At 66.9% G+C, this 21314-nt stretch carries 18 protein-coding genes and 1 tRNA gene; 11 read left to right on the plus strand and 8 right to left on the minus strand.

Going from position 1 to position 21314, the window contains the following annotated elements; translation table 11 throughout:
- The first annotated feature begins 87 nt into the window (after nucleotides 1–87).
- On the plus strand, nucleotides 88–1728 hold the full coding sequence (norR, locus tag ACSFA2_RS24545; protein ID WP_435457945.1) for a nitric oxide reductase transcriptional regulator NorR: 1641 nt from the start codon (nucleotides 88–90) through the stop codon (nucleotides 1726–1728).
- Nucleotides 1729–1749: 21 nt separating this feature from the next.
- On the opposite strand, the gene ACSFA2_RS24550 is transcribed toward norR, so the two are convergent.
- Nucleotides 1750–2751, minus strand: coding sequence for a LacI family DNA-binding transcriptional regulator (locus ACSFA2_RS24550; RefSeq protein WP_435457946.1), 1002 nt, complete (start codon nucleotides 2749–2751; stop codon nucleotides 1750–1752).
- A 173-nt stretch (nucleotides 2752–2924) separates the two neighbouring features.
- On the opposite strand from ACSFA2_RS24550, the gene ACSFA2_RS24555 reads away from it, so the two are divergent.
- Both ACSFA2_RS24555 and ACSFA2_RS24560 read left to right on the plus strand, forming a co-directional pair.
- A complete protein-coding gene (locus ACSFA2_RS24555) occupies nucleotides 2925–3884 on the plus strand; it encodes a Bug family tripartite tricarboxylate transporter substrate binding protein (RefSeq protein ID WP_435457947.1) in 960 nt (319 codons plus the stop codon).
- A 61-nt stretch (nucleotides 3885–3945) separates the two neighbouring features.
- Nucleotides 3946–5091 (plus strand): L-talarate/galactarate dehydratase, encoded by a 1146-nt coding sequence (locus ACSFA2_RS24560; protein WP_435457948.1) that lies wholly within the window; start codon nucleotides 3946–3948, stop codon nucleotides 5089–5091.
- A gap of 149 nt (nucleotides 5092–5240) precedes the next feature.
- Here the strand turns inward: ACSFA2_RS24560 and ACSFA2_RS24565 are convergent.
- Nucleotides 5241–5314 (minus strand) — tRNA-Gly (locus ACSFA2_RS24565).
- A 199-nt stretch (nucleotides 5315–5513) separates the two neighbouring features.
- Here ACSFA2_RS24565 and ACSFA2_RS24570 point away from each other — a divergent pair.
- Nucleotides 5514–6521 carry a phytanoyl-CoA dioxygenase family protein gene (locus ACSFA2_RS24570; protein ID WP_435457949.1) on the plus strand — a complete coding sequence of 336 codons (1008 nt, stop codon included), beginning with the start codon at nucleotides 5514–5516 and terminating at the stop codon, nucleotides 6519–6521.
- Nucleotides 6522–6537: 16 nt separating this feature from the next.
- Here the strand turns inward: ACSFA2_RS24570 and ACSFA2_RS24575 are convergent, their stop codons facing one another.
- The 5 genes from ACSFA2_RS24575 to ACSFA2_RS24595 form a co-directional block, all read right to left on the minus strand.
- Complete coding sequence (locus tag ACSFA2_RS24575) at nucleotides 6538–7209, minus strand: GntR family transcriptional regulator (RefSeq protein ID WP_435457950.1); 672 nt, start codon at nucleotides 7207–7209, stop codon at nucleotides 6538–6540.
- Nucleotides 7210–7292: 83 nt separating this feature from the next.
- On the minus strand, nucleotides 7293–8291 hold the full coding sequence (locus tag ACSFA2_RS24580) for a TRAP transporter substrate-binding protein (RefSeq protein WP_435457951.1): 999 nt from the start codon (nucleotides 8289–8291) through the stop codon (nucleotides 7293–7295).
- A 39-nt stretch (nucleotides 8292–8330) separates the two neighbouring features.
- Entirely contained in the window at nucleotides 8331–9596 is a 1266-nt protein-coding gene (locus tag ACSFA2_RS24585; RefSeq protein WP_435457952.1) for a TRAP transporter large permease, read from the minus strand.
- Between the two features lies 1 nt (nucleotide 9597).
- Nucleotides 9598–10212, minus strand: coding sequence for a TRAP transporter small permease (locus tag ACSFA2_RS24590; protein WP_435457953.1), 615 nt, complete (start codon nucleotides 10210–10212; stop codon nucleotides 9598–9600).
- Between the two features lie 36 nt (nucleotides 10213–10248).
- A complete protein-coding gene (locus ACSFA2_RS24595; protein ID WP_435457954.1) occupies nucleotides 10249–11163 on the minus strand; it encodes a dihydrodipicolinate synthase family protein in 915 nt (304 codons plus the stop codon).
- Between the two features lie 378 nt (nucleotides 11164–11541).
- On the opposite strand from ACSFA2_RS24595, the gene alaS reads away from it, so the two are divergent.
- Entirely contained in the window at nucleotides 11542–14166 is a 2625-nt protein-coding gene (alaS, locus tag ACSFA2_RS24600) for an alanine--tRNA ligase (protein ID WP_435457955.1), read from the plus strand.
- Nucleotides 14167–14188: 22 nt separating this feature from the next.
- On the opposite strand, the gene ACSFA2_RS24605 is transcribed toward alaS, so the two are convergent.
- Nucleotides 14189–14776 (minus strand): TetR/AcrR family transcriptional regulator, encoded by a 588-nt coding sequence (locus tag ACSFA2_RS24605; RefSeq protein WP_435457956.1) that lies wholly within the window; start codon nucleotides 14774–14776, stop codon nucleotides 14189–14191.
- 118 nt (nucleotides 14777–14894) lie between these two features.
- On the opposite strand from ACSFA2_RS24605, the gene ACSFA2_RS24610 reads away from it, so the two are divergent.
- The 6 genes from ACSFA2_RS24610 to ntrB all read left to right on the plus strand — a co-directional run bounded on the left by ACSFA2_RS24610 (nucleotide 14895) and on the right by ntrB (nucleotide 21306).
- Nucleotides 14895–15362 carry a nuclear transport factor 2 family protein gene (locus ACSFA2_RS24610; RefSeq protein ID WP_435457957.1) on the plus strand — a complete coding sequence of 156 codons (468 nt, stop codon included), beginning with the start codon at nucleotides 14895–14897 and terminating at the stop codon, nucleotides 15360–15362.
- A gap of 51 nt (nucleotides 15363–15413) precedes the next feature.
- Nucleotides 15414–16988 carry a phospholipase D family protein gene (locus ACSFA2_RS24615; RefSeq protein ID WP_435457958.1) on the plus strand — a complete coding sequence of 525 codons (1575 nt, stop codon included), beginning with the start codon at nucleotides 15414–15416 and terminating at the stop codon, nucleotides 16986–16988.
- Between the two features lie 40 nt (nucleotides 16989–17028).
- Nucleotides 17029–18231, plus strand: a complete 1203-nt coding sequence (locus tag ACSFA2_RS24620) for a sensor histidine kinase (RefSeq protein WP_435457959.1) — start codon at nucleotides 17029–17031, stop codon at nucleotides 18229–18231.
- Between the two features lie 4 nt (nucleotides 18232–18235).
- Entirely contained in the window at nucleotides 18236–18901 is a 666-nt protein-coding gene (locus tag ACSFA2_RS24625; RefSeq protein WP_435457960.1) for a response regulator transcription factor, read from the plus strand.
- Between the two features lie 157 nt (nucleotides 18902–19058).
- Nucleotides 19059–20423, plus strand: coding sequence for a CmpA/NrtA family ABC transporter substrate-binding protein (locus ACSFA2_RS24630; protein WP_435457961.1), 1365 nt, complete (start codon nucleotides 19059–19061; stop codon nucleotides 20421–20423).
- Between the two features lie 13 nt (nucleotides 20424–20436).
- Nucleotides 20437–21306 carry a nitrate ABC transporter permease gene (gene ntrB, locus ACSFA2_RS24635; RefSeq protein ID WP_435457962.1) on the plus strand — a complete coding sequence of 290 codons (870 nt, stop codon included), beginning with the start codon at nucleotides 20437–20439 and terminating at the stop codon, nucleotides 21304–21306.
- Nucleotides 21307–21314: the final 8 nt, after the last annotated feature.

The raw sequence follows: 21314 nt of genomic DNA on the forward strand, positions 1-21314 counted from the left end.
TCTTGCAGCAAAATCAAGGACTTAGCTTTGATGTATGTCGGTATGACGCGATTCGATTCGTGTCTTGATGACATGCATCGTGTCTCGATGACGACCAACCCGCTGCTCCAGTCCCTCATTCCGCTCGTCGGCGACATCGCCCGCGACCTGCCCGCGGCCGAGCGCTACCGGCGCCTGCTGCACGCCCTGCGCGTGCTGCTGCCGTGCGACGCAGCCGCGCTGCTGCGGCTCGAAGGCGACCTGCTGGTGCCGCTGGCCGTCGACGGGCTCAGTGCCGACACGCTGGGGCGGCGCTTTCGCGTCGACCAGCACCCGCGCTTCGCCGCGCTGCTCGAGGCCCGCGGGCCGCTGCGTTTTCCGGCCGACAGCCCGCTGCCGGACCCGTACGACGGGCTGGTCGACGGCCTGGACGGCCACCTGCCGGTGCACGACTGCGTCGGCTGCACCGTGCACCTGGACGACCGGCCCTGGGGCCTGCTGACGCTCGACGCGCTCGACCCCGACCGGTTTTCCGAGGCCGACCTGGCCACGCTGCAATCCTTCGGCCATCTCGCCGCGGCCACCGTCAGCGTGGCCGGCCGCATCGCGCAACTCCAGTCGCGCGTCGAGCGCGAGAGCCTGCGCGCCGAGGGCTTCCGGCTGGCGGCCGGGCCGCGCACGCGCAGCCTGATCGGCCGCAGCCCGGCCCTGCGCGAGTTGCAGAAGCAAATCGACCTGGTCGCCGGCAGCGACCTGCCGGTGCTCATCCAGGGCGAGACCGGCGTCGGCAAGGAACTGGTCGCCGAGGCGCTGCACGCGGCCTCGTCGCGCGCGGCGCGGCCGATGATCAGCCTGAACTGCGCCGCGCTGCCCGACACCCTGGTCGAGAGCGAGCTCTTCGGCCATGTGCGCGGCGCCTTCACCGGCGCGGTGGGCGAGCGGCCGGGCAAGTTCGAGCTGGCGAACGGCGGCACGCTCTTCCTCGACGAGGTCGGCGAACTGGCGCTGCCGGTGCAGGCCAAGCTGCTGCGCGTCTTGCAGAGCGGGCAGCTGCAGCGGCTGGGCTCCGACCGCGACCACCACGTCGACGTGCGCCTCATCGCGGCGAGCAACCGCAACCTGGCCGACGAGGTGCGGGCCGGGCGATTGCGCGCCGACTTCTACCACCGGCTCAGCGTCTATCCCTTGCCGGTGCCGCCGCTGCGCGAGCGCGGGCGCGACGTGCTGCTGCTCGCCGGCTTCTTCCTGGAGGAGAGCCGCTCGCGCCTCGGGCTGGGCGGGCTGCGGCTCGACGCCGGCGCACAGGCCGCGCTGCTCGCCTACGACTGGCCGGGCAATGTGCGGGAACTGGAGCATCTGCTCGGCCGCAGCGTGCTGAAAGCGCTGGGACGCCACGCGCAGCGGCCGCGCATCCTCAGCCTGGAGGCGGTCGACATGGACCTGCCGGGCAAGGCCAGTGGCGCGCGGGTCGACACGGCCGACGCTGCCGTCGCCGCATCGCCACCGGTCCCGTCGTTGGCGTCGTTGGCGTCATCGATACGCGGCGAGGGCCGCAGCCTGCGCGATGCCGTGCAGGCCTTCGAGCGAACGCTGCTTGTCGACACGCTGGCGGCGCACGGCTTCAACGGCGCGGCCGCAGCGCGCGCGCTCGGCATCGACCGCGGCAACCTGGTGCGCCTGGCCAGGCGGCTCGGGGTGTCGATGCAGCGCCCCGAGGCACGGGAAAATCCGCCGGTCGGCGGCCGTTGAACGGCGCGCCGCCGGGTCTCCTCAGCCCGCCGTGCTCTGCCGCTCGATCAGCCCAAAGCCGACGTCGATCACCGATTGCGCGATGGGCTTGCTGCGGCATCGGTCGACGATGAGGCGTGCGGCGATGCGGCCCATCTCCGGGCCGTCCACGTGCACGGTAGAGATCGAGGGCAGCATGTGGGCGCCGAAGTCGGCATTGCCGAAGCCGCAGACCGCCAAGTCTTGCGGAATGCGCATGCCTCGCGCCATGGCTTCGACCAACACGCCGTGCGCCAGCTGGTCAGAGCTGCAGCACACGGCTTCGAGCCGCGGGTCGGCGGCCAGCAATTCCGCGAGCGCAAGGCGGCCACGCTCGAGGCTGCTGGGCGCCGGGACGAGGGCCGTGGGCACCTCGCGGCCCAGCGCGGCCTGAAAGCCGTCGCGGCGCAGGCGGGCGCGCAGGTCATCGCCACTGGCGACGCCGATGTGCTGCCACTTCTTTTCCAGGAAATAGGCGCCCACGGCCTCGCCGACCTTTCGGTGCGAGAAGCCGACGAGCATGTCGATCGGCCGGTCGCTGAGGTCCCAGGTCTCGACGACGGGAATGCCGGAGCGCCGCAGGCGGTCCCGCGCCCGCTGCGATTGCACGAGGCCCGTGATCACTATGCCGTCGGGCCGGCGGCCGATCATGGTGTTGAGCACCGATTCCTCGACCTCGGCGTCGTACTGGGTCTGGCCAAGGATCAGTTGGTACCCCGAGGCGGCCAGCTCATTCGTCAGTGCCTGCACCGTCGGAAGAAATTGCGACACGCTCAGCGACGGGACGACCGCTGCGACCATCAGGCTGCGCTTGGACTTGAGCCCGCCCGCGAGGAGATTGGGGATGTAGCCCGTGGTCTCGGCGGCGGCCCGAACCTTGGCGATGGTCTTGTCCGAGACGATGTCCGGGTTGCTGAGGGCGCGCGATGCCGTGATGAGCGACACGCCTGCGGCCTTGGCAACGTCGTGCAGCGTGGCCGGCTTGGTGGGGGACGCAGCGTTCATGGAGGGATATGGAATGCGCGGCGCTCAGCTCGACGCGCGCTGGCGCGAACGATAGCAAACCCCGGGAACCCGGGAATACCCCGAATAAACGCGTCTTGACCGCGGAAATGACAACGATATCATTTCCTGTCCACGAGCCAGCCGCCGTGGGTTCCCTTCGAACAGGAGACATCATGAAAAGACTTTTGACCGCCCTCGCATTCGGCGTCGCCGCCTTGGCCGCACAAGCTCAGACCTGGCCCGACAAGGCTGTGACCCTGGTCGTGCCGTTCCCGCCCGGCGGCTCGACCGACCAGGTGGCGCGGGCGATCGCGCCCCGGCTCACGGACAAGTTCAAGCAGTCGTTTCTCATCGACAACCGGGCTGGCGCCACCGGCACCATCGGCGCGACGCTGGTCAAGCGGGCCGCACCGGACGGCGCGACCTTCCTCGTCACATCGCTGGGTCCGCTGGTCATCGTGCCGCACCTGATCAAGGGGCTGCAGTACGACGCGCTGAAAGACTTCGACCTGATCACCGTCGCGGTGGCGTCGCCCAACATCCTCGTGGTGCCGGCCAATTCGCCGCACAAGACCGTGGCCGACGTGATCGCGTATGAAAAAGCCAACCCCGGCAAGATGACTTTCGCCTCAGCCGGCAACGGCTCGAGCGACCACCTGACGGCAGAGCTGTTCTGGCAGCAGACCGGCACCCAGGGCATCCACGTGCCCTACAAGGGCGGAGCGCCAGCGCACACCGACCTGATGGGCGGGCAGGTCGATGCCTCGTTCCAGAATGTCAATTCGGTGGCGCAGTACATCAAGGGCGGCAAGATGCGCGCGCTCGCCATCACGAGCCCCAAGCGCTCGCCGATCTTCCCCGACGTTCCGACCCTGGCCGAAGCGGGCGTGAAGAACGTCGAGGTGGCGTCGTGGCAGGCCATCGTCGCGCCCAAGGGGCTGTCGCCCGCCGTGCGCGACAAGGCCCATGCGGCTTTCGTCGAGGCGCTGAACGACCCGAAGGTCAAAGAACAGTTCACGTCGATCGGCTTCGAAATGGTGGCCAACACCCCCGCCCAGTTCGCCGAGTTCCAGCAGAAGGAATACGCCCGCTGGAAGCAGGTGATCGACGCCGGCAAGATCACGATCGAGTGAGTGAAAGAAGGGGACTCGCGTGTCCCCGATGTTCCATCCCGAGTTTCCGCAAAGACCATTCATGACGACCGCTTCTGCGTCCGGCGACAGCATCGCCTGGGTTCGAATCTCCTCCTGCTACCTGCCGCTGGCCAACCCGATCAGCGACGCCAAGGTGCTTACCGGCCGGCAGAAGCCGATGACCGAGATCGCGATGCTGTTCGCCGAAATCGAGACCAAGGACGGGCACCGCGGGCTGGGCTTCAGCTATTCCAAGCGCGCGGGCGGGCCCGGCCAGTTCGCGCATGCCAAGGAAATCGCGCCCGCCCTGATCGGCGAAGATCCGAGCGACATCTCCAAGCTCTGGACCAAGCTGTGCTGGGCCGGCGCCTCGGTGGGCCGCAGCGGCATGGCGGTGCAGGCCATCGGTGCCTTCGACGTGGCGCTGTACGACCTGAAGGCGCGCCGCGCCGGCCTGTCGCTGTCGAAACTGCTGGGCTCGCAGCGCGACTCGGTGCGCTGCTACAACACCTCGGGCGGCTTCCTGCACACGCCGATCGAGCAACTGGTGGTCAATGCCGGCGCTTCGATCGAGCGCGGCATCGGCGGTATCAAGCTCAAGGTCGGCCAGCCCGACCGAGCACTCGACATCCGCCGGGTCGAGACGGTGCGCAAGCACCTGGGCGATCACGTGCCGATCATGGTCGACGCCAACCAGCAGTGGGACCGGCCAACCGCGCAGCGCATGTGCCGCGTGTTCGAAGAGTTCGACTTGGTGTGGATCGAGGAACCGCTCGACGCCTACGATTTCGAAGGCCACGCCGCGCTGGCCGCCACCTTCGACACGCCCATCGCCACCGGCGAGATGCTCACCAGTGCCGCCGAACACGGCGAGCTGATCCGTCATCGAGCCGCCGACTATCTGATGCCTGACGCCCCGCGCGTCGGTGGCATCACGCCGTTCCTGAAGATCGCCGCGCAGGCGGAGCATGCGGGCCTGAGCCTGGGCCCGCATTTCGCGATGGAACTGCATGTGCACTTGGGCGCGGTCTACGCGACCGAGCCTTGGGTCGAGCATTTCGACTGGCTGGAGCCGCTCTTCAACGAGCGCCTCGAGATCAAGGACGGCCGCATGCTCGTCCCGACACGGCCCGGCCTCGGCTTGAGCCTGAGCGAGCAGGCCTTGGCCTGGACGCGCGAAACGGTGGAAATCGGAACGCGTACCTGAGGCGCACGGGTCCTCAGACGGCCTCAGCTTGGGTGGGCTGTCCGGCACCTCGGATCAGGAATGGGGCTCAGCCGGAGTGGATGACTGGCCGAGAAGAGCCGGCTGTTCGGCGGATCGGCCGTAGCAATAGACAGTGCGCCGAAGAGGCGTGGAGCGGGTGAAGGGAATCGAACCCTCGTATGAAGCTTGGGAAGCTGCCGTTCTGCCATTGAACTACACCCGCAGCAGGCGTGGATTCTAACGATGCCAATCGTCACCCGTCGGGCGACAAATGTGAACTTTCCTCTTCACTTTGCGGTGCCGATGGCATATAAACGCCCGTCGGATCACCGTCGTTCCGATACGTGACCGACCACCTTGGCCCCCTCAGACCGCGAGGAGCCAGGCGTTCCGAGTCCAACAACAACCATCGAGGGCGCATCGTGATTGAACTGAAAACACCGCGGGGCTTGGCTGTGTCCGTGCCCGAGACGGAGGCGGAAGATCCGTCAGAGAAATTCTCCGTCGACGACGTCGAGGGGTTCCGCAACTACTACCGCGAGAACGGCTATGCGATCGTCAAGGGCCTGCTGACGCGCGAGCAGTGCGCCAAGATCCGCCAGTTGTGGGAGACGGAGGTCAAGCCCTTCGACGGCTTCATGTACCGCCAGGCCACGGCCAAGGTCGAGCGGCACGACAAGAACGACAAGGGCTGGATCATGAATCCGATCCTGAACCTTCAGAGCGTCGACCCGGGCAACTTCCCGCAGTTCCGTTCCTATGCCACCACCAGCATCCTGGGCGACGAACGCCTGGCCGGCGCTTTCGAGAGCCTGCTGGAAGACACGCCGAAGATCGTCCAGTCGATGTATTTCGAGGGCAACTCGGCGACCTGGGAGCACCAGGACAGCTACTACCTCGACTCGGAAACCATCGGCGAGATGGCCGCCGCCTGGATCGCGGTGGAAGACATCTCGCCGAAGGCGGGGCGCTTCTTCATCTGCCCGGGCTCGCACAAGATCAAGCTCGACGACCATGCGCTGTACAACAACATCGCCGAGAACCACGAGGGCTACATCCTCTCGGTCGTGAAGAAGATCAAGGAAGACAAGCTGCCGATCCGCGCCCCCGTGCTGAACCAGGGCGACGTGCTGTTCTGGAATGCGTGGACCATCCACGGCTCGCTCGACAGCCAGGACGCGACGCACTCGCGCTCGTCCATCACCTGCCATGCGATCCCGAACAAGAAGAAGTTCCTGCAGCTGCAGACGCGTACCTTCGACCTGCCCACGGAGAAGGTCAACCGCGCCTACATGTTCAAGCCGAAGGACCTGAAGAAGCCGAAGAACAGGCTGGTGTTCTTCATCGAGTCGCACTTCCCCGGCGCCTTCTACTGGCTGAAGAAGCGCGCGATCATCTACATGGTCAAGCGCAAGCACCGCATGGCGTGACGGCGACGCGCCGGCCTCAGTTGTCGATGACCCGCCGCGCGAAGCGTTCCAGGTAGTCGAGCAGCCGGTTGGCCCCAGCCACGGCCGCGGCCTCGTCGCCGGTCGCGATGCCCTGGGCCAGTTCCATGTGGGCGTCGGCGGCCTCGACGATGTCGCCCTCGTGCTGGTAGGCGTACCAGAAGCGCCGGCACTGCACGATGAGCGGCGACACGCCCATCACGGCCGACTGGTTGCGGCTGGCCCGGTGGTTGACGCGATCGAGCTCGTGGTCGGCCGCCATGTAGTCGTCGAGGTGGCCGCGCGCGGCGGCCTTCACCATCTTCTCGGCGCAACGCACGATGTCCTTGCGCTCGGCCGCCGTGGCACGGCGCGCCGAGCAGGACGCGATCAGCGTTTCGAGCACGCGCCGCGTCTGGACCACGTCGAGGTGGTCGGCCAGGTCGATGCTCGACACCAGCAGGCCGCGCCGCGGCTGCTGGTCGATCAGCCCCACCGAGGTCATGCGCAGCAGCGCCTCGCGCACGGGGGTGCGGCCGAGGCCGGTGCGCTCGGCGATCTCGGCCTCGACCACCGGGCTGCCGGGCTCGAGCTGCAGGGTGGCGATGAGCGTCTCGATCGCGTCATAGGCCATGTCGGCGGCGCGCCGCCGGGGCGCACCACCCAGAGAAGACGTAACTGCAGCAGGCATCGTGGAAGGGGTTTCGCGAAAGGGCACCAGGGCGGGCGCATTCTCCCATCGCCGACGGGAGGGCACGCCCGCAGCGGCTGGGCTCAGAGGGTGGCGCCGATCTTGCGCAGCTCGGCGATGGCCGGCGCCTTGGGCAGCCAGATCTTGTCGAACTCGGCGATGAGTGGCGCGGGGTTGAAGGCCGTGTCGTTCTTGATCACCAGGTTGGTGGCCTTGAACTTGTCGATCAGGCCGAGCTCGGTTGTCACGATGTCCTTGATCTGCGCGTCCAGCGACTGCTTCACCAGGTCGGTGATCAGCGTCTTGTCCTTGGCGTCCAGCGTCTGCCAGATGCGGCCCGACACCAGCGGCGCGAAGGGCATGAACAGCGCGTTCATCGGCAGCATGACCTTGGCCACCTTGTCGAAGCGCGCGTTCCACGAGAACTCGATGTCGGCTTCCAGACCGTCGACCTGGCCGTTCGACATCGCGTCGAACACGGCCGGCGTGGGGATCGGCGTCGGCGCGGCGCCGAGCATCTGATAGAAGTCGCGGTAGACCGGCGTCGGGTTGATGCGCAGCTTCATGCCCTTGAGGTCGGTCGGCGTCGAGATGTCCTTGGTGGCGAACACCACGCGCATGCCGGTGATGCCCCAGCCCAGGCCGACAGTGCCGGTCTCGCGCGGCAGCACCTCGAGCAGCTTCAGCGCGGCGGGCGTGCGCACCAGGGATGCGACGTTGGTGGTCGAGCGCACCAGGTAGGGCGCATTGATGGCGGCCACGCTGGAGACGCGCGAACCCAGCTCGGCCGCCTGGATCCAGCCCATGTCGAGGGCGCCCGACTGCAGCTGCTGCATCATGGCCGACTCGTTGCCGAGCTGGCCCGAATGGAAGACGGTGGCGCTCAGGCGGCCGTCGGTCGACTTCTTCAGCGACTCGCCGAAGGCCAGTGCGGCGCGGTTCCACGAGTGGCCGGCCGGGGTGATCAGGCCGAGGCGAAATTCCTTGGCCGTGGCGGCGCGCACCATCGGCGCGAAGAGGGCAGACGAGGCGGCGGCGGTGCCGGCCGCGGCCTGGACGAACTGGCGACGTGAGAGAGACATGCGAAGCTCCGGTTGAGGTTGAGAGAACGGCTCGAAGAACTACTTCAAGAGGGCGAGCGACAGGCTCGGGAACAGCGACAGGATCACCAGCGCCACGCAGCAGATGACGAAGAAGGGCAGCGTGACGATGAACATCTTTCCGGGCTTGGCCCCGGTGACGGCAGAGGCCACGAAGAAGCTCAGCCCCACGGGCGGCGTCATGAGGCCGAGCACCAGGTTGATCACCACCACCACGCCGAAGTGGCGCGGGTCGATGCCGTAGATGTCGGTGGCGATGGGCAGCAGGATGGGCACCGTCATGATCAGGCCGGGGATGCCGTCGATGACGGTGCCGATCACCAGCAGGATCACGTTGACCAGCAGCAGGAAGGTGACCGGGTCCTTCGCCACGGTCTGGATCCACGCGGCCGTGGCCTGCGGCACCTTGCCGTAGATCAGCAACCACGAGAACACGGCGGCCGCTGCCACCAGGAACAGCACCACGGCCGAGTAGATGGCCGACTTGAGCAGGATCTGCGGAATCATCCCGTAGCGGAATTCCTTCGTCACGTAGCGGCCCACCAGCACCGCGGCCACGGCGCCGACGGCCGCCGCTTCGGTCGGGTTCGCGAAGCCGCCGAGGATGGAGCCGACGATCACGATCGGGATCAGCAGCGTGGGGCAGGCCGTGATCACCGTGTGCAGCCGCTGCTTGAGCGTGCGCTTCTCGGTGCGCGGGTAGTTGTAGATCAGGCCCATGCAGGCGATCACGATGAAGAACAGCACCGTGAGGATCACGCCGGGGATGATCCCGGCGATGAGCATGTCGCCCACCGCCACCTGCGCGAGCACGCTGTAGACCACGAACATCACCGAGGGCGGGATGATCGGGCCGAGCATGCCGCCGTACACCGTGAGGCCGGCCGCGAAGGTCTTGTCGTAGCCCTGCTTTTCCATCTCGGGCACCATGATCTGGCTCATGATCGCGACCTGCGCGGTGGCCGAGCCGATGATCGACGACACCAGCATGTTGGCCAGGATGTTCACGTAGGCGAGGCCGCCCTTGACCGAGCCGATGAAGGCCAGCGCCAGGTCGACCAGGCGCTTGGTGATGCCGCCGCCGTTCATGATCTCGCCGATGAGGATGAACAGCGGGATGGCGATGAGGCTGTAGCTGTCGACCCCGCCGAACATCTGCGTCGGGAAGGACTGGAACAGCACCGTGTCGCCCGAGTTCAGGATGAACACGATGCCCGACAGGCACAGGCACGCGCCGATCGGCACGCCGACCAGCATGATGAGCAGGAAGAATCCGGTGGTCAGCATGTCAATTCACCACGTCCGCGTTGGCGATGTTGAACCCGGCGTGGCTGCGCTTGGGCTGCAGGCCGAGGTCCTCGATCAGGTTCGACAGCGCATGCACGCTCAGCGTCAGCGAGAAGATCGGCAGGATCAGCTGGATCGCCCAGACCGGCCAGTTCAGCGTCTGCGTGCGCTCGGTGTAGAGGAAGTTGAAGGACTCCGCGGCGAACTCCTTCGCGTCGAAGCCGTAGTGCGCGAGGCCCACCGGGTCCATGTAGATCCAGCACATCGCAAGTAGCGCCAGGCCGAGCACCAGCACGCCACCCGAAGCCGCCGCCTTGGCGATGCGCACGGCCTTGGCACCCAGCTTGTCGGTCAAGAGCGTGACCGCGAAGTCGAGCCGCAGCCGCGTCATGGCAGAGGCGCCGACGAAGGTCAGCCAGACCACGCAGTACACCGAGGCCTCGTCGACCCAGTAGAGCGGAATGCCGCCGTAGCGCGTCACCACGTTCAGCATGACCAGCACCATGAGCAGCCCCATCAGCACGGTGAGGAAGTGGCGTTCGCAGCGCAGCACGCCGTCCGAGATGTCGAGCACCCAGCGGGCGGCGCCGACCTGTCCTTTGGCTTTTTCTTGCATGGTGTTGTGGCCTGGTGACGGGTGGGGTGCAGAAGCTCAGGCGACCGACTGGTACTGCGCGGGCCGCGTGGCCAGGGCCTTTTGGACCACGCCTTCGATGAAAGCGCGTTCCTCGCCGATCAGCGGCAGGCGGGGGCGGCGCATGTGCTCGGTGCCCACGCCGACCAGCAGGTCGATGAGCTTGAGGTTCTGCACCAGCTTGGTCGACACGTCCAGATGCAGCATCGGCGTCATCCACTGGTAGAGCTTGAGCGCCTCGGCGAACTGGCCGGCCTTCATCAGGTCGTACAGCGCCACGGTTTCGCGAGGGAACGCGCAGCCCACGCCGGCCAGCAGGCCGTCGGCGCCCAGCGCCATCGCTTCATAGGCCAGGTCGTCCACGCCGCAGAAGATCTGATAACGGTCGCCCAGCAGGTTGCGCAGGTCGGTGATGCGGCGGATGTTGTCCGTGCTCTCCTTGACGGCGACCAGCCATTCGCAGTCGGCCAGCTCGAGCATGTGCTCGGGCTTGAGGTCGACACGGTAGGCGACCGGGTTGTTGTAGACCATCAGCGGCTTCTGCGCCGCCTTGGCCATGGCGCGCACGTTGGCCATCGCCTCGCGTGCATCGGCCACGTAGATGACCGAGGGCATCACCATGTAGCCGGCCACGCCCAGCTTGTTGCCGCCGTCGATGTAGCGCAGCGCCTCGCGGGTGCTGGTTTCAGACACGTTGGCCAGCACGGGGATGCGGCCGTCGGCAGCGTCGAGGGCGATCTTGGCGACCTGCAGCTTCTCTTCCAGGCTCAGCGTGCTTGCTTCGCCCAGCGAACCGCAGGTGACCAGGCCATGGATGCCGTTGCGGATCTGGAAGTCGATGTGCCTGGCCGTGCCCTCGGCATCGATGCTCTCGTCGGCGTTGAACTTGGTTGTGATGGCGGGGAAGATGCCTTGCCAGCGGGGATTGGTCATTCGTTGCTCCTGAAGGATGAGGTTGGAGAGAGGCGGAGGCCGTCCGGACCTGCGCCCGATCGACTCTGTAAATATATTAGTGAGATATCAGAAATATCTGATGAGGGTATTAGCAGATTGCGTGCCAGCACTGAACATGCTTGATCGGGGGCTTGGATGGCTTGTCGAGGCCGGCGGCATCGCCTCGCGGCACCGGATCGAGGCGCCGTGCACACGCACGGGGCGATGTGCTCATCCGCCCGGGTGCATCACGCCCGGCGGCAGGGCCGAGACCGGCCCAAACCTATAATCGATAGGCCAATCAAATCAAGCAGTTAGCGGGTGCATCGTTCCGCTGTACGAGCCCCTTGCGAGCCTTTTGCGAGCTATTTCCATCCCATGAGCCAGCCCACCTTCACGGTCGCGGACATCCGCAAGACCTTCCTCGACTTCTTCGCCTCGAAGGGCCACACGGTCGTGCCGTCCAGCCCGCTGGTGCCGGGCAACGACCCGACGCTGATGTTCACCAACTCGGGCATGGTTCAGTTCAAGGACGTGTTCCTCGGCGAGGACAAGCGCCCTTACGTGCGCGCCACCTCGGTCCAGGCGTGCCTGCGCGCCGGCGGCAAGCACAACGACCTGGAGAACGTGGGCTACACCGCGCGCCACCACACCTTCTTCGAGATGCTGGGCAACTGGAGCTTCGGCGACTACTTCAAGCGCGAGTCGCTGATGTGGGCCTGGGAACTGCTGACGCAGGTCTACAAGCTGCCGGCCGACAAGCTGTGGGCCACCGTCTACATCGAGGACGACGAGGCCTACGACATCTGGACCAAGGACATCGGCCTGCCGCCCGAGCGCGTGGTGCGCATCGGCGACAACAAGGGCGGGCGCTACATGTCCGACAACTTCTGGATGATGGCGGACACCGGCCCCTGCGGCCCGTGCAGCGAGATCTTCTACGACCACGGCCCCGAGATTGCCGGCGGCCCGCCCGGCAGCCTCGATGAAGACGGCGACCGCTACATCGAGATCTGGAACAACGTGTTCATGCAGTTCGACATGCAGCCCGACGGCTCCGTGAAGAAACTGCCAGCCCCCTGCGTCGACACCGGCATGGGCCTGGAGCGGCTGGCTGCCATCCTGCAGCATGTGCACAGCAACTACGAGATCGACATCTTCGATGCGCTGATCAAGGCCGCTGCGCGTGAAACCGGCGTGACCGATCTGTCGAACAACAGCCTGCGCGTGATCGCCGACCACATCCGCGCGACCGCCTTCCTGGTGGCCGACGGCGTGATCCCGTCGAACGAAGGCCGCGGCTACGTGCAGCGCCGCATCATCCGCCGTGCCATCCGCCACGGCTACAAGCTGGGTCAGAAGAAGCCCTTCTTCCACAAGCTGGTGCCTGACCTGGTCGCGCTGATGGGCGAGGCCTATCCGAAGCTGGTCGCCGACCAGAAGCATGTCATCGACACGCTGAAGGCCGAGGAAGAACGCTTCTTCGAGACCCTGGCCAACGGCATGGAAATCCTCGATGCCGCGTTGGCCGGCGATGCCAAGGTGCTGCCGGGCGAAGTCGCCTTCAAGCTGCACGACACCTTCGGCTTCCCGCTCGACCTGTCGGCCGACGTTTGCCGCGAGCGCGGCGTGAGCGTCGACGAGGCCGGCTTCAAGGCCGCGATGGAAAAGCAGAAGGCCGCGGGCCGCGCCGCCGGCAAGTTCAAGATGGACCGCAACGTCGAGTACGCCGGCGTGGGCAACACCTTCACGGGCTATGAGCACCTGGAAGAGACGGCCAAGGTGCAGGCGCTGTATTTCGAAGGCGCGTCTGTGAATGAGCTGAAGGAAGGCCAGCCTGGCATCGTGGTGCTCGACACCACGCCCTTCTATGCCGAGAGCGGCGGCCAGGTCGGCGACCAGGGCTTCCTCAGCGCCGAGGGCGTGCAGTTCGGCGTGGAAGACACGCAGAAGATCAAGGCCGACGTGTTCGGCCACCACGGCATGCAGACGCAAGGCACGCTCAAGGTGGGCGACACCGTCAAGGCCGCTGTCGACGGTGAGCGCCGCAACGCGACCATGCGCAACCACAGCGTGACCCACCTGATGCACAAGGCCCTGCGCGAAGTGCTGGGCACGCACGTGCAGCAGAAGGGTTCGCTGGTCGATGCTGACAAGACGCGCTTCGACTTCGCGCACAACGCCGCGGTCACGCACGACCAGATCCTCGAAATCGAGAAGCGCGTGAACGCCGAGATCCTGGCCAACGCACCGACGCAGGCGCGCGTGATGGACATGGAGTCGGCCCAGAAGACCGGCGCCATGATGCTGTTCGGCGAGAAATACGGCGAGAGCGTGCGTGTGCTCGACATCGGGTCCAGCCGCGAACTCTGCGGCGGCACGCACGTGCAGCGCACCGGCGACATCGGCCTGTTCAAGATCACCAGCGAAGGTGGCGTCGCCGCGGGCGTGCGCCGCATCGAGGCGATCACCGGCGTCAATGCGCTGAGCTACCTGCAGGACCTGGAGGCGACCGTGCAGAGCGTGGCTGCCACGCTCAAGTCGCCGGCCGCCGAACTGCAGGGCCGCCTCGGACAGGTGCTCGACCAGGTGCGCGCGCTCGAGCGCGAAGTCGGATCGCTCAAGGGCAAGCTGGCGTCGTCGAAGGGCGACGAACTGCTCGCCCAGGCGATCGAGGTCAAGGGCCTCAAGGTGCTCGTGGCCCAGCTCGATGGCGCCGACGCCAAGACGCTGCGCGACACCATGGACAAGCTCAAGGACAAGCTCAAGAGCGCGGTCATCGTGCTCGCCGCCGTCGACGGCGCCAAGGTGCAGATCGCGGCCGGCGTCACCGCCGACGCAATGGGCAAGGTGAAGGCCGGCGAACTGGTCAACTTCGTCGCCCAGCAGGTCGGCGGCAAGGGCGGCGGCAAGCCCGACATGGCGATGGCCGGCGGCACCGACGCGAGTGGCCTGCCCGCCGCACTGGCCTCGGTGCAAGGCTGGGTGGCCGAGCGGCTCTGATCCGGCTTCGGCGCGCCGTGCCTTAGTGCGGCGCGGCCACCAGCGCGCGCAGCACGCCGCGCAAGGTCGCCGCCGCTGCGCGGCGTTCGTTCGCGTCGGCCGCCATCTGCGCCCGCACGATGGCCCCGTCGAAGGCGAGGGCGGCGCCCTGCGCCAGCGCCTCGCGCCGGGGGCCTGCCGGCAGCAGCTGCACGATGACTTCCGTCATCTCGTCCTTGTGCGCACGCGCGACGCCGACCGCTTCGGGCAGTGCATCGGCGATCTCGACCACCGTGTTGATGAAGGCGCAGCCGCGAAAGACCGGCATCTCGGTCCATTCCTGCAGCACGTCGGCCAGCAGCAGAAGGCTGCTGCCGTCCGCCGCCGGCGTGTCGGCGCCGCGCCGGCCCAGCGCATCGACGAACCAGGCCATCCAGCGCGCATGGCGCAGATCGAGGAAGGCCCGCACCAGTTCGTTCTTGCTCGGGAAGTGCCGGTAGAAGGTCACCTTGGTCACGCCCGATTCGGCGATCAACCGGTCGATGCCGGTGGCGCGGATGCCGTCGCGATAGAACAGGTCGTGTGCCGTGACGAGGATGCGGTCGCGTGCGGAGAGGGGGGCGGCTTCCATATCAGTTGATTGTAGACAGACCTGTCTATGCCTGATAGATTCGCGCCATTTCATGTAGACAGATCGGTCTACGTGGATGCCCAGTTCGCCGATCGAACCCGACCACCCAGGAGCCACCATGGAAGCCCGCCCGCCCGTTCCCCCTTTTACGCATGAGAGCGCCACCCAGAAGGTGCGCGGTGCCGAAGACGCCTGGAATTCGCGCGACCCCGAGCGCGTTTCGGGCGTCTACACCGAAGACACGCTGTGGCGCAACCGCGTCGAGTTCCCCGTCGGCCGCGCGGCGGTGCGCGAATTGCTGCAGCGCAAATGGGCGCGCGAGCTGGACTACCGCCTCATCAAGGAACTGTGGGCCTTCACCGACAACCGTATCGCAGTGCGCTTCGCTTACGAGTGGCATGACGATTCCGGCCATTGGTTCCGCAGCTATGGCAACGAGAACTGGGAGTTCAACCCGCAAGGCCTGATGCAGCGGCGTTTCGCCAGCATCAACGACCTGCCGATCGCCGAGGCCGATCGGCTCTTCCACTGGCCGCTGGGCCGCCGGCCAGATGACCACGCGAGCCTGAGCGACCTGGGCCTGTAGCGCCGAATACAGCGCCAGCACATCGGGCCGCAGCCGGCTACAGTTCGCGCCATGCGTGGTGTGTACGTCGTTGCGGCAAGGTGGGTGTGGATGGGCGTGGTGCTTCTGGCGAGCGCCTGCGCCAGCCTGCCGCCACCGCAGGCCCGGACCATCAGCACGGCGCATATCGATGTGGCCGACACACCGCTCGGGCGCATCGCGGCGGCCAGCGCGCAGGGCGCGGCGCCTGGCCTCTCCGGCTTCCAGCTGATGCCCGAGGGGCCGACGGCGCTCAATGCGCGGCTGGCGCTGGCGCAGCGCGCGCAGAAGACGATCGACGCGCAGTACTACATCCTTCAGCAGGACGCCTCCGGCACGCTGTTCCTCAGCGCCCTGCTGCAAGCCGCCCGCCGCGGTGTGCGCGTGCGCCTCCTGGTCGACGACTTCTACACAGCGGGCAAGGACGAGCTCTTCGCAGCGCTGTCCTCGCAGCCGAATGTCGAGCTGCGGCTGTTCAACCCGCTGGCCGTGCGGGCCGGGCCGCTGGGCCTGCGGGTCGTGCTGTCGCTGGCCGACGTGCGGCGCATCAACCGGCGCATGCACAACAAGCTCTTCGTGGCTGACAACAGCATGGCCATCGTCGGCGGCCGGAACATCGCCGACGAATATTTCATGCGCAGCGAAATGGCCAACTTCATCGACATGGACGTGCTGGCGACCGGGCCGGTGGTGCCCGAGTTGTCGGCGACCTTCGACGACTTCTGGAACAGCCCGCAGGTGCGCCCCGTTGCCGAACTCTCCGCGGTGCCGCCCGACAGCGAATCTGTGCGCACCTGGCTGCACGACCAGCTGGCCGGTGCGGTCGAGCCGCCGCGCGAGCGCGACGTCGATGTGCTGGGCCATCCGCCCATCGGGCAGCAGCTGCAGGCCGGACGCCTCTTGCAAACGCCGGGTGACGGCCAGGCGGTGTCGGACATCCCGAAGAAGATCGCCATGGATGACCCGGAGGCGCGCTATGCCGACAGCGTGACGCAACGCACCATCGCGATGCTGCAGGGCGCGCAGAAGCAGGTGATCATGGTCTCGCCTTATTTCATTCCCGGCGAAATGGGCCTGGCCCAGATGAAGGCCGGCGTGGAACAGGGCGTCGAGATGATCGTGCTGACCAATTCCCTCGATGCCACCGACGAGTCGCTGGTGTATGCCGGCTACGCGCGCTACCGCGTCCGCCTGTTGAGGGCGGGCGTCAGGCTCTTCGAGTTGAGCGCCAAGCTCCTGCCGCGGCAGCGCACGCTGGGCGACTTCAGCAGTTCGTCCGGTCGGCTGCACGCGAAGATCGCCCTGGTCGATCAGCGGCGCATGTTCATCGGCTCCATGAACCTCGACGGCCGTTCGGCCCGCTTGAACACCGAAGTTGGCATCCTGATCGAGAGCCCCGCCCTGGTCGAGCAGTTCAGCCGGCTGACCCCGCTGCGGGCGATGGGCGCCTACGAACTTCAGCTCGACGACAGCCGCGACGGCGTGGGCTGGGTCGAGCACGACGCCGACGGTTCACGTACCATGACCAAGGACGAGCCCGGTGCCAACTGGGTGGGCGACTTCAAGAACTGGCTGCTGCTCAAGCTGCTGCCCGAAGACCTGCTGTGAGCCGGTTGGCGATGGCACGGCCGTTGCATGCACCGTTGGCATGCACGACCAGGCCCTGACCCTGCCCAGCGCGGCCGAAGCCGGCGTCGACCCGCTGTGGCGGCACCAGCTGAGCCTGCTGCTCGAATCGACCGGCGAGGGCATCTTCGGCATCGACCTCGACGGCCACTGCATGTTCATCAACCGGGCCGGCGCGCAACTGCTCGGCTGGCCTGCGGCCGAGGTGCTCGGCCACAACATGCACGAGCTGACGCACCACTCGCATGCCGACGGCTCGCACTACCCCGACACCGACTGCCCCATCTTCAACGCCTTCCGCCGCGGCCTGCCGTGCCGCATCGACACGGAGGTGTTCTGGCGGCGCGACGGCACGTCCTTCGCGGTGGAGTACTCGAGCCACCCGATCGTCGATGGCGACATCGTGCGCGGGGCGGTCATCGCCTTCGTCGACATCACGGAGCGCAAGCGCGCAGCCGCCGCGCTGCAGCAGTCGCGCGACCAGCTCGAGCTGCGCGTGGCCGAGCGCACCGCCGAACTCAGCGCGGCGCTTCGGCAGGTGCGCGAGCTGTCGGCCTGGATGGATTCAGTGCGCGAGGAAGAGCGCACCCGCATCGCCCGCGAGGTGCACGACGAACTCGGCAGCCTGTTGGTCGCACTCAAGATGGACGTCAACTGGATCGGCAAGCGCCTGGGCGAGCAGCAGTCGCGCGATGCCGACGCGGCGCAGGCGATGCGCCAGAAGATGCGCGGCAAGTGCGACAACATGGGCGCGCTGATCGAGCGCGCGGTCGAGAACGTCGGCCGCATCATCACCGACCTGCGCCCGAGCATTCTCGACCACCAGGGCCTGTGGGCCGCGCTCGAATGGCAGGCGCACGAGTTCGTGCAGTCGGCCGAGCTCGACCTCGGCTGGGACCTGCAGGTCGACGACGCGCTCGAGCTGCCCGAGCCGGCGGCGATGGCGGTGTTCCGCATCTTCCAGGAGATGCTGAGCAACGTCGGCCGCCATGCGCGCGCAGCCCGCGTCGACATCCGGATCCGCGCCGACGACGGCGTGCTTGAGCTGCGCGTGAAGGACGACGGCATCGGTGCCGCGCCGCAAGCCTTCGGCGCGCCGACCTCGTACGGCGTGCGGGGCATGCGGGAACGGGCGCTGCACTTCGGCGGCAGCATCGAGATCGCGAGCCAGCCGGGGCAGGGCAGTACATTTCGACTCCGTCTTCCGCTTTCGACTTCGCATTGATGCCATGACACCTGCCATCCGCGTCCTCATCGGCGACGACCACCGCATCGTGCGCGAAGGCCTGAAGCAGGTGCTCGGTGACCTGTCGAATGGCGCGCCGGAGATCGTCGTCTGCGCCGAGGCGCAGACCGGCCCCGAGGTGATCGAGCGCGTGGCGTCGCTTCAGGGCGGGGAGGGCGTTGATGTCGTGCTGCTCGACATCGCCTTGCCCGAGCGCGACGGCCTCGACGTGCTGCAGGCCTTGCGCGCCGCCTGGCCGGCGCTGCCAGTGCTGATGCTCTCGACCTACCCGGAGCGCCAGTACGCGGTGCGCTGCATCAAGCTCGGCGCGGCGGGCTACCTCAACAAGAGCGCAGACGCCGATGCGATGGTGGCGGCGGTGCGCAAGGCGGCGGGCGGTGGCATCTATGTGTCGGCGGCCACGGCCGAGGCGCTGGCCGCGGCGGTGAGCAAGGTGTCGGCGACCGAGGCGCTGTCGCACCGCGAGCACCAGGTCTTCCGGCTGCTCACGGCAGGGCACAGCGTGAGCGAAATCGGTGCGCAGCTCGGCTTGGCGCCGAACACGGTGAGCACCTACCGGGCGCGCATCCTCGAGAAGACCGGCGCGAAGAACGACGTCGAGCTCGCGCTGTACGCCGAGCGGCACGGCAAATCGGCGCCGGCCGCCTGAAAACACGGGCAGCGACGACCGCCTTGTAGGGCCAGCACTACAAGGCATCGATCTGCGCTGTGCGATTTCATGCGCCGGGGCTGCGTTGGCCCACATCCGGCCTGCAACCGGCCCGCGGCTTGCAATGCATCTGCATCTTCTCAATGAGGTGCTACCCATGTCCCGACTGCCTGAATCGACAGCGAACGACCCGTACGACGCCGACCGCCCTTTGATGCTGCGCTGCGGCTGCGGCCAGGACCATGCGCCCGACCAGCACGCGAGCGCGATGGCGCTGTCTAACGACAAGCTCGAAGCCAGCCTGATCAAGGCGCTATTCCCGGTCGACAGCGTGCGCCGCGGCTTCCTGCGCGCGGTGGGCGCCAACACGGCGCGCGCGGCCATCGCCTCGGTGTTTCCGCTGGGCGCGATGCAGGCCATGGCGCAAGAGAAGGGCCCGCTCGAGAAGAAGGACCTGAAGATCGGCTTCATCCCGATCACCTGCGCCACGCCGCTGATCATGGCGCACCCCCTGGGCTTCTACAAGGAACAGGGCCTGAACGTCGAGGTGGTGAAGACGGCGGGCTGGGCGCTCATCCGCGACAAGATGCTCAACAAGGAATACGACGCCACGCACTTCCTGTCGCCGATGCCCCTGGCCATCTCGATGGGCGCGGGCTCCAACGCGACGCCGATGAACGTCGCGACCATCCAGAACACCAACGGCCAGGCCATCACGCTGTCGCTCAAGCACAAGGACAAGCGCGACCCGAAGCTCTGGAAGGGCTTCAAGTTCGCGGTGCCCTTCGAGTACAGCATGCACAACTTCCTGCTGCGCTACTACGTGGCGGAAGCGGGCCTGAACCCCGACACCGACATTCAGATCCGCGTGGTGCCACCGGCCGAGATGGTCGCCAACCTGCGCGCCGGAAACATCGACGGCTACCTCGGCCCCGACCCGTTCAACCAGCGCGCGGTGTTTGAGGAGGTGGGCTTCATTCATATCCTCACGAAGGAGATCTGGAACGGCCATCCGTGCTGTGCCTTCGGCTCGTCGACCGAGTTCATCCAGAAGAACCCGAACACCTTCGCGGCGCTGTACCGCGCGGTGCTCACCGCGTCGGCGATGGCGCGCAAGCCCGAGAACCGAGAGCTCATCGCCAAGGTGATCGCGCCGGCGCAGTACCTGAATCAGCCCGAAACCGTGCTTACGCAAGTGCTCACCGGCCGCTTCGCCGACGGCCTGGGCAACATCAAGACGGTGCCCGACCGCGCCGACTTCGACCCGATTCCGTGGCAGTCGATGGCCGTCTGGATGCTCACGCAGATGAAGCGCTGGGGCTATGTGAAGGGCGACGTCGACTACAAGCAGATCGCCGAAAAAGTCTTTCTGCTGACCGACGCCAAGAAGCGCATGAAGGAGATCGGCCAGACGCCGCCCGAGGGCGCGTACCCGAAATTCACGATCATGGGCAAGGTGTTCGATCCGACGAAGCCCGACGAGTACGTGAAGAGCTTTGCCATCAGCAAGATGGCCGCCTGAGCGCGGGGCCGCCATGCGCAAATCGCTCAACCTCAAAGCCGCGCTGCTGTCGCTGTTGCTGCTGCTCGTGTTCCTTGGCATCTGGCAAGCCGCGACGATGCAGACCGCATCGGTCGCCGCGCCAACCACACTGACGCCGGAACAGATCGAGTACCAGAAGATGCTCGGCAAGAGCACCGAGCCGGGCGGCCAGGCCAAGGCCTCGGGCTTCCCGACACCGGCCGACATGGGCGTGGCGGCATGGCGGCACCTGTCGAACCCGGTCTACGACAACGGCCCCAACGACAAGGGCATCGCGATCCAGCTCGCGTGGTCGCTCGGCCGCGTCGGGCTGGGCTTCCTGCTGGCCTGCCTGGTGGCGGTGCCGCTGGGCTTCGTCATCGGCATGTCGCCGCTGCTGCACAAGGCCTTCGACCCCTTCATCCAGGTGCTCAAACCGATCTCGCCGCTGGCGTGGATGCCGCTGGCGCTCTACACCATCAAGGATTCGTCGACGAGCGGCATCTTCGTGATCTTCATCTGCTCGGTCTGGCCGATGCTGCTCAACACCGCCTTCGGCGTGGCCTCGGTCAAGCGCGAATGGCTCAACGTGGCCAGCACGCTGGAGGTGAGGCCGCTGCGTCGCGCCTTCCGCGTGATCCTGCCGGCGGCGGCGCCCACCATCCTCACCGGCATGCGCATCAGCATGGGCATTGCCTGGCTCGTCATCGTCGCGGCCGAGATGCTGGTGGGCGGCACCGGCATCGGCTACTTCGTGTGGAACGAGTGGAACAACCTGTCGCTCACCAACGTGATCTTCGCGATCCTGCTGATCGGCGTGGTGGGCATGCTGCTCGACCTGGCCTTCGCGGGGCTGCAGCGAAAGGTGACGTATGTGGAGTGATTTTTCTC

The organism is Variovorax cryoconiti (genome assembly GCF_051216395.1).
GTDB lineage: Bacteria > Pseudomonadota > Gammaproteobacteria > Burkholderiales > Burkholderiaceae_C > Variovorax.

Excerpts from the sequence above, each read along its gene's own strand:
- ACSFA2_RS24560 (WP_435457948.1), top strand. The coding sequence starts at position 3,946 with ATGACGACCGCTTCTGCGTCCGGCGACAGCATCGCCTGGGTTCGAATC.
- ACSFA2_RS24605 (WP_435457956.1), bottom strand. The coding sequence starts at position 14,776 with ATGGAAGCCGCCCCCCTCTCCGCACGCGACCGCATCCTCGTCACGGCA.
- alaS (WP_435457955.1), top strand. The coding sequence starts at position 11,542 with ATGAGCCAGCCCACCTTCACGGTCGCGGACATCCGCAAGACCTTCCTC.
- ntrB (WP_435457962.1), top strand. The coding sequence starts at position 20,437 with ATGCGCAAATCGCTCAACCTCAAAGCCGCGCTGCTGTCGCTGTTGCTG.
- ACSFA2_RS24595 (WP_435457954.1), bottom strand. The coding sequence starts at position 11,163 with ATGACCAATCCCCGCTGGCAAGGCATCTTCCCCGCCATCACAACCAAG.
- ACSFA2_RS24550 (WP_435457946.1), bottom strand. The coding sequence starts at position 2,751 with ATGAACGCTGCGTCCCCCACCAAGCCGGCCACGCTGCACGACGTTGCC.
- ACSFA2_RS24615 (WP_435457958.1), top strand. The coding sequence starts at position 15,414 with ATGCGTGGTGTGTACGTCGTTGCGGCAAGGTGGGTGTGGATGGGCGTG.
- ACSFA2_RS24555 (WP_435457947.1), top strand. The coding sequence starts at position 2,925 with ATGAAAAGACTTTTGACCGCCCTCGCATTCGGCGTCGCCGCCTTGGCC.
- ACSFA2_RS24610 (WP_435457957.1), top strand. The coding sequence starts at position 14,895 with ATGGAAGCCCGCCCGCCCGTTCCCCCTTTTACGCATGAGAGCGCCACC.
- norR (WP_435457945.1), top strand. The coding sequence starts at position 88 with ATGACGACCAACCCGCTGCTCCAGTCCCTCATTCCGCTCGTCGGCGAC.
- ACSFA2_RS24625 (WP_435457960.1), top strand. The coding sequence starts at position 18,236 with ATGACACCTGCCATCCGCGTCCTCATCGGCGACGACCACCGCATCGTG.
- ACSFA2_RS24620 (WP_435457959.1), top strand. The coding sequence starts at position 17,029 with ATGCACGACCAGGCCCTGACCCTGCCCAGCGCGGCCGAAGCCGGCGTC.
- ACSFA2_RS24580 (WP_435457951.1), bottom strand. The coding sequence starts at position 8,291 with ATGTCTCTCTCACGTCGCCAGTTCGTCCAGGCCGCGGCCGGCACCGCC.
- ACSFA2_RS24585 (WP_435457952.1), bottom strand. The coding sequence starts at position 9,596 with ATGCTGACCACCGGATTCTTCCTGCTCATCATGCTGGTCGGCGTGCCG.
- ACSFA2_RS24590 (WP_435457953.1), bottom strand. The coding sequence starts at position 10,212 with ATGCAAGAAAAAGCCAAAGGACAGGTCGGCGCCGCCCGCTGGGTGCTC.
- ACSFA2_RS24575 (WP_435457950.1), bottom strand. The coding sequence starts at position 7,209 with ATGCCTGCTGCAGTTACGTCTTCTCTGGGTGGTGCGCCCCGGCGGCGC.
- ACSFA2_RS24630 (WP_435457961.1), top strand. The coding sequence starts at position 19,059 with ATGTCCCGACTGCCTGAATCGACAGCGAACGACCCGTACGACGCCGAC.